Source organism: Nocardia altamirensis NBRC 108246, from assembly GCF_001612685.1.
Classification (GTDB): Bacteria; Actinomycetota; Actinomycetes; order Mycobacteriales; family Mycobacteriaceae; genus Nocardia; species Nocardia altamirensis.
Genome location: NZ_BDAY01000007.1, coordinates 29,202 through 42,071, shown reverse-complemented (window position 1 = coordinate 42,071; position 12,870 = coordinate 29,202). Strand labels below are relative to the sequence as shown.

At 68.0% G+C, this 12,870-nt stretch carries 9 protein-coding genes; 2 read left to right on the top strand and 7 right to left on the bottom strand.

Going from position 1 to position 12,870, the window contains the following annotated elements; all coding sequences use genetic code 11:
• Positions 1-78: 78 nt before the first annotated feature.
• Together NA11_RS03690 and NA11_RS03685 are read right to left on the bottom strand one after the other, a co-directional pair.
• Complete coding sequence (locus NA11_RS03690) at positions 79-1,158, bottom strand: ADP-ribosylglycohydrolase family protein (RefSeq protein WP_069160298.1); 1,080 nt, start codon at positions 1,156-1,158, stop codon at positions 79-81.
• Positions 1,159-1,225: 67 nt separating this feature from the next.
• The gene (locus NA11_RS03685; RefSeq protein ID WP_084654056.1) at positions 1,226-2,011 is read right to left on the bottom strand and encodes a helix-turn-helix domain-containing protein; all 786 of its coding nucleotides are present in this window, start codon (positions 2,009-2,011) and stop codon (positions 1,226-1,228) included.
• A gap of 36 nt (positions 2,012-2,047) precedes the next feature.
• Between NA11_RS03685 and NA11_RS03680 the strand changes: the two genes are divergently transcribed.
• On the top strand, positions 2,048-2,938 hold the full coding sequence (locus NA11_RS03680) for an alpha/beta fold hydrolase (RefSeq protein ID WP_069160297.1): 891 nt from the start codon (positions 2,048-2,050) through the stop codon (positions 2,936-2,938).
• Here the strand turns inward: NA11_RS03680 and NA11_RS03675 are convergent.
• The 3 genes from NA11_RS03675 to NA11_RS03665 form a co-directional block, all read right to left on the bottom strand.
• Positions 2,917-6,801 carry an nSTAND1 domain-containing NTPase gene (locus tag NA11_RS03675; RefSeq protein WP_084654055.1) on the bottom strand — a complete coding sequence of 1,295 codons (3,885 nt, stop codon included), beginning with the start codon at positions 6,799-6,801 and terminating at the stop codon, positions 2,917-2,919. The two genes, NA11_RS03680 and NA11_RS03675, sit on opposite strands and share 22 nt — an antisense overlap.
• Before the next feature lie 67 nt (positions 6,802-6,868).
• Complete coding sequence (locus NA11_RS03670) at positions 6,869-7,669, bottom strand: IclR family transcriptional regulator domain-containing protein (protein WP_084654053.1); 801 nt, start codon at positions 7,667-7,669, stop codon at positions 6,869-6,871.
• A gap of 48 nt (positions 7,670-7,717) precedes the next feature.
• Positions 7,718-8,626 carry an alpha/beta hydrolase gene (locus NA11_RS03665; RefSeq protein ID WP_167837555.1) on the bottom strand — a complete coding sequence of 303 codons (909 nt, stop codon included), beginning with the start codon at positions 8,624-8,626 and terminating at the stop codon, positions 7,718-7,720.
• Positions 8,627-8,796: 170 nt separating this feature from the next.
• Between NA11_RS03665 and NA11_RS03660 the strand changes: the two genes are divergently transcribed.
• Positions 8,797-9,549, top strand: a complete 753-nt coding sequence (locus NA11_RS03660) for an IclR family transcriptional regulator (protein ID WP_069160294.1) — start codon at positions 8,797-8,799, stop codon at positions 9,547-9,549.
• Between the two features lie 62 nt (positions 9,550-9,611).
• Here the strand turns inward: NA11_RS03660 and NA11_RS03655 are convergent, their stop codons facing one another.
• Entirely contained in the window at positions 9,612-11,090 is a 1,479-nt protein-coding gene (locus NA11_RS03655) for an MFS transporter (protein WP_084654051.1), read from the bottom strand.
• A 158-nt stretch (positions 11,091-11,248) separates the two neighbouring features.
• Entirely contained in the window at positions 11,249-12,865 is a 1,617-nt protein-coding gene (locus NA11_RS03650) for a metallophosphoesterase family protein (RefSeq protein ID WP_069160293.1), read from the bottom strand.
• Positions 12,866-12,870: the final 5 nt, after the last annotated feature.

Sequence of the window (12,870 nt, the reverse complement as noted above, 5' to 3'; positions counted from 1 at the left end):
CGCAAGCAGTGCAATAAATGTTGCGCCACTTGCAATTTGAATGCCATCACGTTGCGTATGGCACGCGAACAGCGCCGGTTACAACGCCTGATCGACCGGGTAGCGGGCAGCGAGCGCCGACCGGTCGCCGAGCCGCGAGCTCATCACGAGGTCATCGGCGACCTGGACCAGCACATCGCGGCCCTCGACCTCGGCGACCCATTCCATCGGCAATCCCGAAACACCATGGATGGCGCCGATCAGGTTGCCCGCCACCGCCCCCGTGGAATCGGAATCGCCGGAGTGATTCACCGACAGCAGCAGCGCCGCCCGCACATCACCGGACTCGACCGCGTGCAAGGCGCTGTACACCGCGATGGCCAGGCACTCCTCCGCGATCCACCCGAGCCCGACCTGCTCGACCTGCTCGGCGGCGGCAGGCTGCGCGGACAGCTCGACGGCGCGATTCAGTGCCGCCGCGGTTTCCGCACCCGCCGGGTACTGCGCGAGCTGGCCGATGGTCTGCTGCACCGCCGTGGGCAATTCGACCCCGTCGAGCACCCGGTCGATCAGTGCCGCGAACGCACCCGCAGCCAGGTATCCGGTGCTGTGCCCGTGCGTCAACTGCGCGGCAAGCGCGGCCGTGGTGAACGCGCGCTCGGGACCCATGCCTGCCAGCCCGAACGGCGCGGAACGCATCACCGTGCCACACCCTTTCGACCCAGGATTCACCGGCCCGGCCGCATCCAACGAGGTCGGGGCGACGTAGCCGCGGGCCTGCTGATTCAACCCGGACATGCACGCGTTGCCCGGCGCACGCACCGCATACAGGAACGGTAGGCCGGCCAGCCAGCCGTCGACGTCGCGCGCGGGCTTCTTCTGGCGCTGAGTCTCCAGCCAGCGCAGGTACGCCCGGCGCAGCGCGGGCAGCGGGTCGGCGTCCGGCGGGCAGCGCAGCAGTCCTTCCGCGGTGAACAGTGTCAGCTGAGTGTCGTCGGTGATCTGTTGCGGCGCACCGACCGCATGCTGTGGCAGGAAGCCCGTCACCCCGTCGGGGCCGTACCGCTGCCGTATCTGCTCGAGCCGGAGGAATTCGATCGGCCAGCCGAGCGCATCACCCACCGCCCCACCAAGCAGACAGCCACGGACCCGGTCGAAGATCGGCATGTAATCCACCACGACACAACATCATTCCGTATCGGTCCACCGAATGTTCGGTTGCGACTGCCAGATTGAGAATGGCGAGTCAATCCAGGATGTGCAGTTCGCCGCGAATGCCGACGAAGGCGGTCGGGGTGAGGCCGAACATCGCACGGAAGGTGTCGCTGAAGTGCGAGGGGGATGCGAAGCCCGCGTCGGTGGCCGCCCTGGTGAGGTCGTACCCAGCGGCATACGCCTTGGCCACGTGCAACATTCGAACCCACTGCACGTAGCGACGGAAGCTGGTCCCCGCCTGCTCGGCGAAGGTACGCAGGAAGTAGGACGTGGACAACCCTGCGGCGGCGGCCTTTTCGGCGGCCCGCTGCTGCTGGGTCGGGTCGTCGCGGATGGCGGCCGCGACCGCGGCGATGCGCGGATCACGGATGGTCGGCGCCGGGATGCTGGCCAGCTCCAGGAATTTCTCGATATCGGGGTCCGGTTCGGCGCACAGCGCGATGAGTTCGGCCTCGTTGCGGTGATCGACGGCGAAACCGTGCACCGTGCGGCGCATGCCGCCGAGGGCGCGGGCCATGGCGGTCGAGGTCGGATCGAAGTAGCAGAACAGCTTGCGGACGTCGGTGTCGAGGATGTGGTGGGTGACGCGGGCCCGGAACAAGAAGCTGCGTGCGGTGATATCGGGTGTGTCGGCGACCCGCACCCGGAAGGTGTCGTCGAGCCCGACACCGAGGCAGGCGATCGCGCTCGAATGCGCGCCGAGCGCCATGCCGGGTCCGACGTACACCGCGTGGCCGAGTCGCAGCCACAGCCGCGCGGGCGCCACCGCGACCGCGGTCGCGTCAGCGCACGTTTCCGGAAGTGCTGGCCGCCCCATGTCCGCGACGATACAGACAACGGAAAGGGGACCGGGATGAAGCCCGACACACTCGCGCAGGTGCCGACCTTCGAACTGAGGCAGATCGAGGTCGACGGCGTCCTGCTGCGCTATGTCGATGTGGGACACGGCGATCCGCTGGTGCTGCTGCACGGCTGGCCGGAAAGTCATGCGACCTGGCGGCACCAGATCGGGCCGCTGTCGCGGTCGCGGCGGGTGATCGCGCCTGACTGGTTCGGCTGGGGCGACTCGGCCCGCGACACCGCGTTGAGCTGCGACTACGACAGCGGGGTCGCGCGGATCGGCCGCGTGCTGGACGCACTCGGACTCGATCGAGTCGACCTGGCCTGTCACGACTACGGCGGGTTTCTCGGGCTGGGTTTCGTCGAGCGGCATCCTGAGCGGGTTCGTCGCTTCGCGATCATGAATTCCCGCGCGCACGGCACGTTCACCGGGCCCTTCTATCTGCTGTTCGGGTTGCTCACGGGCTTGGCGCGGCGACCGCTGCTGCGCCGGATCGTCACCTCGCCCGCGATCCGGAGGGTGCATCGCGCCGGGCTCGCACCGTACGTCCGCAACGGGTCCTTCGACACCGAGCAGCTGGGGCGCTACCTCGCCGTTCTGGACACCGCGGCAGGCCGCCGCTGGTATGCGCACTTCTTCGCGGGCTATCAGGTTCGAGTACGCCCCGAGTTGGCCGCCGGGCTCGCGGCGATCCACTGCCCGACCACGGTGATCTGGGGTGACCGCGATCCCGCAATCCCTTGGCGCACAGCCGAAGAGCTCGCCAAGCGCATCCCGTATGCCACCCTGGTCCGCATCGACGGCGGCAACCACTTTGTCACCGAGGAACGCCCCGCCGAAGTCACCGAGGCGCTGCAGGGGTGGCTACTGCGCCCGAGCGATCAAGAGCACGGCGGGGTGTAGGGCACCGAAGGGAACAGCTCGCGCCACATCGTGTCGTCGATCCGCGGCGCCGAGGATGCGCAGAGGTACGTCGCCACCTGGTCCGGCTCGACATACAGCTCGGCCGAGGTCTTGTCGCCGATACCGAGCAGCCGGGATTCGTCGCGTGGATCGAACCGCAGGAACCACGTCCAGCCGAGGTCGACATTGATCGGCGTGCTGAGCGGGGTGATGGCGGCGACGTCGTCGATGTTCCACAGCCGGGCCGTGCGGTCGTCGCCGCCGGAGGCCAGCCGCCTGCCCGACTTGTCGATGGCCAGCGTCCGCACCGTCGCGGTGTGCCCGCGTACGGCGCCGAGTTCGCGGACGCGGCGCGGATCGGTGACGTCCCAGGAGCGGATCATGCCGGTGTCGTCGCCGCCGAACAGCCGGGTACCGTCCGGGCTGAACACCAGGGTGCGCAGGTTCGATCCGTGCGAGTCGAGTGCGATGGACACCGGCTCATCGGAATTCGCGATGTCCCACAGGTCGATTCGCCGATTGTCGTTCGCGGCCGCGACCCGGGAGCCGCCCGGCGACAACGCCGCGACGGTGATCTCCCTGTCGTAGCCGGGCAGCACCTTGCCGAGCGGACGCGCACCCGAGGGGTCGGACACGTCCCACATCTGCAGCGACCGGCCGCCGACCCCGGTGAGCAGCCGATCGCCGCGCGAAGTGAACGCGAGTGGCGCAGTGACACCCGCGCCGGGCAGCTGGCCGATCGGCACCGGCTTGGCCGGATCGGCCAGGTTCCACAGCCGCACGTCGCCGCTGCCCACCGTCGCCAGCAGCTTGTCGTCGGAGCGCAGCGCCACCTGGGTGCCGTGCCTGCCCGGTGTGCCCGCGTCGATTTCACTCAGCGCCCGGCCCAAGCGAGGGGACGACGCATCCCAGACACCGACCGCGCCGTCGCGGAGTCCGCTGACGACCAGGTTGCCCGCACCGCCGAAGCCGACCGAGCTGAGCGAGCCGTCGAAGAGCAGCGGAAGTTGCACCTGCGGGGCCCGCCATGCGCGGATCCTGCCGTCGGTGCCTGCGGTGACCACCTGCGTCTCCGAGACCACGAGAATGGACTGGATCGAGCCGCTCGCGCCGTGAATCTCCCAGCCGGTAGGCGTGATTCGATCCCGGTGCCGCATATTCCAGACGCGGGCGGTGCCGTCGGCGTCGGCCGCGAGCAGCACCTGCCCGTCCGCGGCGAACGCCATCCCGGCGACCGGAACGCGACGCGCCTGCTCCGCATCGATGCGGTGCGGATGGGCCGGATCCCTGACGTCCCATACCTGCAGCACGCCATCCGCGCTGCCGGTCGCGAGCAGGTCGTTCGGTCCGAATTCGACTGTCTGCCTTCCGCCTTCGCCGTCCAGCGGTGGGCCGATCGGCGTCAGGCCGGTCTCGCGCACGCTCCACAAGCGCACCGTGCCGTCGTCGGCCGCGCTGGCGAGCACCGGCCGGTCCGGCGCGATCGCGATCGCTCTGATCGCCTTGTCGGTGGCGGGGATCGGCGGTGTCACTCGATGCATCGCCTGCGGCACATCCACATTCACCAAGGACAGCGTGCCGTCGGTGCCCGCGACGACAACGACGTGTCCCTCGGGCAGGTAAACGACGGCGGTGGCTGGTGTTCCGGTATCGAACGACCCGAGCTCGTCCGGTGCGGCCCGGTTCGCGACGTCCCAAATCCGCAGGGTGCCGTCATCGCCCGCACTGGCCAACGTGTTGCCGTCGGGCGCGAACACCACCGATTGGACGTCGCCGCGATGACCGCCGAGGCCGGCCGCCACCGGCGTGATCGCCCGTGGATCCGCCATGTCCCACAGCCTGACCATGCCGTCACTGCCCGCGCTGGCCAGCAGGTTTCGGTTCGGGCTGAACGCGAGCTTGCGCACCGGGCCCTCGTGCGCCGCCGCGGACGTGACATCGAGCGGGGTCACTTGCGCGGCGAGCAGGCGGGCACGGGCGCCGGGATCGTCCGGGTTGATGCGGTACGCGGCCAGCGCGAGTTCGGCGGACAGCCCGGGATCGATGGTCTCGAGCCGCTCCGACTCGGCGACGATCGCACCGAGCCACACGTCTTTTCGCTGCTGCGCGATGCTCGCACGCTGCGCGACCACCGCGGCGGCCGAGCCGAGTGCCACCACGACGAGGGTGGCGACCCCGGCCAGGATCCACCGCCTGCGCACCGCGCGCCTGCGTCCCTTTTCCATCGACACGGCGACGAATTCCTTGGCCAGCCGGTTCGACGACTGCGTGCGCGCCATCCACTCGACCGCGTCCGCCAGCCGAGTCTTGGCGTACAGCAACGCTTCCGGGCGATCCTGGGCCGCCCATTCCCGCGCGTCGGCTTCGATCCGCTGCCTGGCCGGTGCGAATTCCTTTTCCTCCGACAGCCATTCGGCCAATCTCGGCCAGCCGGACAGCAGCTGGTCGTGCGCCAGCTCGATGTCGTCGTTGCGCTGCACGATCATCCGCAGTTTCGTCAACCTGGCGAGCACCGCCCTGGTCGCTTCCGGGTCCGGCGACTCGGCGAGCAGCACCTCGATCGGCATGCGATTGCGCAGCACCGCCGTCGGCCCGGTGATCGTCAACGCGAGCAGCAGATGTCGTGCCGCCGCCTGCTGCCTGGCGTCGAGCCGCGACCAGAACACTTCACCGCCGTACGCACAGGCGCCCTCCATGCCGCCCGCTTCCCGATAGGCCGCGAGCGCCAACGTCTTACCCCGGCGGTTCGCCCAGGTCGTGGTGAGCACAAAGGACAGCAGCGGCAACCGCACCGGGCTGTGGACATCGACGGCGGCCAGGTCCTGCAGCAGCACCTCGACCAGGCTGTGGTCGACCCGCACACCGACGACGGCCGCGGGCTGGACGATCACGTCGCGCAGTTCGTCCTGCGTCATCGGATCGAGCATCATCGATCGGTCGCGCAGCGCCGCCATCAGCACCGGATAGCGCGACAACTCCGGCAGGTGCGCGGTATCGATCGCGAACACCACCGTGGTCGGCGACGAGGCGCCCGGTGCGGCGAGCGCCGCGAGCTCGATCAAAAAGCCGTGACGTTGGGTCTCGTCGGAACACTGGCTGAACAGTTCCTCGCCCTGATCGACGAGCAGCAGGCGGCGACCGGGCGGTAGGCCGTCGAGTTTGGACTCCAGCGTCGCGATCGGGTCGTGGCCCGGCGTCATGACTATCGGGATGCGCGGACCGGGCGCCCCTTGCAACCCGGCCGCGAGCAAGGACGATTTGCCGACACCCGTCGGGCCGACCAGCAATGCCAGATTGATCGTATTGCTCGACTCGACGCGCGAAATCAACGTGTGCAGTTGATGTTTCGCACGGTTGCGGCCGAAGAACAGGTCGCTGTCCTCGACTCGGTACGGCCACAGCCCGCGATACGGTTCGCGTTCGGTGTCGATGCTGCCCGTCTCGACCATGGCGGCCCGCCAGAGTTCGTGCCAGTGCCGCGTGTCCAGCAAGGTGGTGTCGACCCGGTGGCCGCTGAGCATGCGGCCCTTGGCCCGCGCCATCAGCATCTCCAGCACCGGTAGCACCGCGACGAAGGTCATCGGGGTGCACCTGCCGCCCCGCCAGTCGCTGATCCGCTGTTCGGTGAGCTGAGGCGTGCCCTCGCGAACCCGAGCGTTGGCCGCGTGCGCGACCGAGGTCGTCGGCGGCGAACCGGCCGCCGCGAACAGTTCGGTCAACCTGGTGGCGAAGTCCCTTGGTTCGGGGCCCGCCGCGTCGTTCGGCTGGCTTGCGACGGATCCCGAACGCGCGGGGACATGCCGTCGAGCGGGCGCATCCGGGAAAACCCTGGCGACAGCGCCATCCCCAGTATCCGTGCCCATTGGTAACAGATAGCGGGATGTACGCTTCAAGCGCTACCAGGTGCTTCCACTGAGTGAAAACCCATAGCTATCCAGCATGGCTGCGGCGACGTTCAGTGCGTGCGAGATCATGCGAAATCGCCGCCGCGGCCGCCCGGACAGCGGGAACCAGCTGGTCCCAGACCTCTTCCAGGGAATAGCGGGCGGCCTGCGTCGAAATATTGACCGCCGCGACGACAGCACCGGCACGGTCGCGAATCGGGGCAGCCATCGATCGCAAGCCTGCCTCCAACTCCTGGTCAACCACACAGCAACCTTCCCGCCGCACCCGATCGAGCTCGGTGCGCAGCGCATCCGGCGTGTGAATCGACCGGCTGGTCAGCCGCGGCAGTTGCACCCGGCGCAGGAAATCGTCGAGGTCCGCGTCGGGCAGCCCGGCGAGCAGCACCCGGCCCATCGAGGTGGCGGCGGCGGGAAACCTCGTGCCGATGGTGATCGAGACCGTCATGATCCGGCTGACCGCGACCCGCGCGACGTAGACGATGTCGTCCCCGTCGAGCACCGACACCGACGAGGACTCGGACACCTGCTTGGACAACACATCCAGATGCGGTTCGGCCAGCTCGGGCAGCGACATGCTGGACAGATAGCTGTAGCCGAGGTCGAGCACCCGCGGACTGAGCCAGAACAGCGAGCCGTCGGTGCGCACGTAGCCGAGCTCGACGAGCGTCAGCAGGAATCGCCGCGCGGTCGCCCTGGTCAGGTCGGTCCGCCGCGCGACATCGCTGAGCGTCTGCCGTTGATGCGAGACGTCGAAGGCCTTGATGACAGCCAACCCGCGGGCCATGGACTGGACGTAATCCGACGACGGCGCGTTCGTCACGCTCAAAACTCCGAATCTTTCAGGGAAGCAGCAGCCGGTGTTGCCGCGAGATGATTACCGGCGGCGCAGTGTGCTGTCGAGGAACTCGTAGAACGTCTGCTTGACCGCGCGCACGTCGACGAAGCCTGCGAATTCGTGATCGGCGCCCCGATAGGTGTGGAACTGGTGCTGCACACCGGCTTTGGTGAGCACACCGTCCAACTCGATGCTCTGGCCGATCGGGACGATGTGGTCGAGTGCGCCGTGCTGGATCAGCACGGGCGCGTCGTTGCGGTCGACATAGGTGACCGGGCTCGCGGTCCGCGCGACGTCCGGGCAGGCCGACGGTGCGCAACCGAGGTACATGTGTTCCGGTGACCCCACGTCGTGCGGCAGGCCGATCACGGTCTGCTCCTGCATGGTCACGAAGTCGCTCGGCCCGAACCAGTCGGCGACCGCCTGCACACGGCTCGACACACCGGGGGTGCCGTCCTGACCTTCGAGTTCGGCAACACCGCCGGTGACGCCGAGCATGGTGGCGAAGTAGCCGCCCGCCGAATCCCCCCACGCCGCAAACCGATCCTGATCGATTCGATAGTTCGCCGCATTCGCGCGCAGCCAGCGGACCGCCGCCTTGACGTTGAACAGCGGGGCAGGCCATTGATTCGCCGGGGCCAATCCGTAGTCGATGCTGGCCACCGCGTAGCCGCGAGCGTTCAGTTCGTTCGCGTTGGCCTCGACGGTTCCCCACGGCAGCGGCGCACCGAAATTGGTACGGTCACCGCTGGTGAACCCGCCGCCGTGGATGTAGATCACGAGCGGGCGCAGCGCCCCATCGTTGCCCTTCGGCAAGTACAGGTCCAGCTTCATCGGCGACCGGCCCTGGCCGGTGTAGACGATCCCGCGCTGGACTTCATTGGCGGAGGACGGCTGCGAACTCGCGCTCGGCGCCAGTGCGACGACACCCATATGTGCCGCGAGCACCGCGGCGATTGTTGCGACAGCTTTGGTGATTGCGGGACGGCTATACGAAAACATTGGAGCCTCAACACTTCGCTATTGTTCGCTATCCGAACACAAGTTCGTATGATTGCGCGGCTATTGTGTGGTTGCACAAGGTTGGCTGTCAAACGCTTGTTCAAAAGAGGTGTGCCGTGGCCGGAAATGCCGCAAGCGCCGGGGTGAGCGTCGCGTCGCGGCTGCTCGCCCTACTCGGCGCGTTCGACACAGAGCACAAACGCTTGACCCTCAGCGATCTGTCCCGCCGCGCGGGACTGACGCTGCCGACGACCCATCGGCTCGTCGGTGAACTGGTCGCGTGGGGTGCGCTCGCTCGGCGTGCCGACGGGGAGTACGAGATCGGGCGCCGGGTGTGGGATCTCGGGCTGCTCGCCCCCGTCCACACCGATCTGCGGTTGGTTGCCGCGCCGTTCCTCCAGGACGTCTACGCGGCGACGCTCGCCACGGTGCATCTGGCCGTGCGCGACGGGACCCAGGTGCTGTACCTGGACCGGATGTCCGGCCGCGCGTCCGTGCAGATCCTCAGCAACATGGGCAGCCGATTACCGTTGCACGCCACCGGTGTCGGCAAGGTCTTGCTTGCCCACGCACCCGAGGACGTCCAGGCCGAAGTACTCGGCAACCTCACCCGCATCACCCCGTACACGATCACCCAGCCCGGCCGGCTCATGGAGGAACTCCACCGTGTCCGCGTCGAGGGCTACGCCCAGACCGCCGAAGAAATGGGTCTCGGCGCCTGCTCTGTCGCCGTCCCGATCCGCGACCGCGACAAGACCGTCATAGCGTCCGTCGGCATCGTCGTCGCGAGCCTGCACCGCGATCGCGCCCGGCTCATCGCCGCACTCCAAGTCGCGGCATCCGGCATCAGCCGCAGCATCGAGTATTGAGCTCGACCCCATCCCCAATGCTCGAGTAACTCAGCCGTTCTCGCCGGAGCGGTGGTGAATGGCTAAATCCGGTTCGCGGCTGTGCCCTTGGCAGCGGGTCCGGCACGGTCCGGTGCGATCCGCAATTGCTGCACGATGGCGAGGGTGAGCGCGATGCCGCCTGCGATCACGAAGACGGCGGTTCTGATACCTGTCGCGGTGGCGACTTGGGTTTGTGCGTGCGTGGCGCCTTCGACACCGGAATTCGCGATGAGAACGAGGACGGCGAGCCCGATCACGGCGCCGATACCGGAGCCGGTGGAGGCGATGGCGGAGGCGACGCCTTGCTCGCTGCCGGAGACTCCGGCGGCGGCCGCGATGAACATCGCCGTGAATACGATGCCGTCGCCGAGGCTCATCGCGATGAGTCCTGGCACGAGTGACGCGTACGAGGCGTCCGATGTCATCGCGAGGCCGAGCGCGAGCGCCCCGACTGCACCGATAGCGAGGGCGGCAAAAAGGGTGCGGCGCAAGCCGATTCGGGTCACGATCCGTCCAGCCGAGGTCGACCCGGTGACGACCATCGCGGTCGGAAGCAGAAATGCCAGACCGGTTTCCAGTGCGTCGTAACCACGGACCTCCTGGAAATAGATGGACAGAAAGTAGAGCAGCGACCCGAAGGTGGCCGCGAACATGAACGCGGTCGCGGTGGCGACCAACAGACTCTTGTTGCGAACCAGGTCGACGGGCACGAGGGGATCGCGGCTGCGCCGTTCGACGATCACGAAGGTCACCGGCAAAGGCAGCCACAAAACGATCGCACCGATGATCCACGGCGAGGTCCAGCCGAGACTCGGGCCCTGAACCAGCACGAAGACAAGCAATGTCACGGTGCCTGCCGCGGACAGCACGCCGGGAAGATCGAACAAGCGAGCCCCGTCGCGGGGTTGATCGGCATCGATCAGGACGAAGGTGAGGACAAAGGCGGCGCCGGCGAGCGGCACGTTCACGTAGAACACGGCTTCCCAGCCGAACGCGTGCGTGAGTATCCCGCCGAGCAACACTCCGATGACCAGCCCCGCGGCGCCGGAACCGCCCCAAACCCCGAGCGCGCGATTCCGGGCCGGTCCCTCGGCGAAGAGGGTATTGATCAACGCCAAGGTGCCAGGAAAGACCAGGGCGCCACCGATGCCCTGGACAAAACGCGCGGTCAGCTGAACCCCCGGACCGGTGGCGAGTCCGCCTGCCAGCGAGGACAGCGCGTAGAGGGCCAGCCCCGTCGCAAGGACCCGACGCCTGCCGAGCAGATCCGCGGCGCGCCCGCCGAACAGCAGAAAGCCGCTCGAGGCCACCGCGTAGGCACTGATCACCGACTGCAACGTCTGCGCGGAATAGCCGAGCTCCCTGCCGATATCGGGCAAGGCGACGACGACAATGTACTGGTCGAGAGAAACGATCAGCATGGCGAACGACAGCAACCCCAGGACCGCCGTCGCCGCTCTGCCACCCTCTCGACCGGCCGCGGTGTTCGGGCGAGAGGCGCCGTGCGAGGAAGCGTTCATCGGAGGACCCCTACCGGTACTCGAGCGATGCGTGCGGCCGCTCTATTGATGTATCGATAGAACGACGAAACAGGCGCGCAAAGTGTGACACCGTTCGGGCCGACCGGCTGCGTGCCCCTTCCCAGCCATGGCCACGCAGCTTCCGGTGTGCCGCGGCGCTATTCGGCCCGCAGTACCGCGGCGAGCGCCTGGCTGATCGGGACGACCAGCTCGACATTGCGATCGGCGGCGGTGCCCGCGGAGTGCGGGCCGCCGACCCGGCTCGGCTCGTTCGCGGCGAGTTCCCGGTGCAGGCTGGCCAGGTCCCACAGGTCGAGCGCGGTGCCCGGTCGCACCGGCGCGGCATGGTCGATCATCGTTGATCGGATGATCAGCACCGCGTCGGCCGAATCCGGTTCGGGCAGTAGCAGTTCCAGGTGGCGAACCTGGCACGGCCACTCGCACAGGCCCGAGGTGATGATGTGCCAGAAGCCGCCGCTCGCGCCGTGGTGCGGCGTCACCGTATTGCGATGCTCGTGGCCCGCGATCCACAGCACCACATTGCCGAACCGGTGCAGCACCGCCTCGATGTCGTCGGCGAGGTAGCGCGGCAGGTCGGCCTGCGGGCCTTCGACCGTGTTGTCGAGCATGGTCAGGCCGTGATGCGAGGCGAGCAGGACGACCCGATCGGGGTTGCCGGTCCTGACCTCGGCGCCGTCCGCGTCGAGATGCGCGGAGTGCACCTCGGCGAGCCGATCGATCAGCCAATCCCGTTGCCGCGGACCGATACTGCCAGTGACATGGCCCGCGGGATTGGTGGTGTCCAAGACGATCACCCGGACACCGGGGATCTCGTCGTAGCAGTAGTAGGCCGTGCCGTCGGCGAGGTTCTGCTCGGTGAACCCGTGACCGGGCGGATGCGCCTGGCTGTCCAGATGCGCCTGGATGTACTCGGCGGGGCTGACCAGGCGACGATCCGCGTTCGGTGCGATCGACACCGCCGGACCATTCGACAACACCGTGGGATCGGCGAGGTAGCGGTCCATCGGGTCGTCCGGAAGTTCCCCGGCCACCCCGACCGGCCGCCTGCCGCCGGTGACCAGACGCTGGAACGCCTCGGTCACCGGCGCCCGGCCCTGCGCCAGGCAATCATGATTGCCGAAGCAAGCAAGCCACGGTACGCCGACACCCTGGGTGACGAACGGATGTGCCGCCGCCGCAAGGACTCCTGGGACATCCGGGAACCCGTGGTCGCGCTTGTAGCGGTCCCGCGAGGCAGGCGCGGGGTTGTAGAAATCCCCGGACACCGTGTGCGACGGGTGTGTTCGCAGGTCGGTGGCACCGTAGACCGGATCGAGCTCGGTGCCGCCGTCCATCAGCGCCAGGAACGCGTGCAACTCGTTGAGCTGCGCGTTGTCCGTGTTGTCTCCGGTGGTGATGACGAACTCGGCACGCGCGGAGCCGAGTTCGCCGATCGTCCTGACCACCGCCTCGAAGGCCTGGAGCGCAACCACCTCCTGCGGGCGGTAGGCCGGGAACATCGCGTCCCAGCCCGGCCGCCCGGCGAGGCGTTGCAGGAAATCGAGGCGGCCCGGCGAAAACGGATCGGCGAGCTGGAAATCCGTGAGGTGCACGAAGCGCAGCACGGACTTTCCGGTCACCGGCTCGGCATGGTCCGCGAGTTCGGTACGCAGGCAATGGGGTTCGCCTGCGCCGTCGGTCAATGCCCGATAGTCGGTACTGCTACCGGTGCCGATCGTTTCGCCGGGCGCAATGGTGTGGTCGAGGGTGGACATGGAGG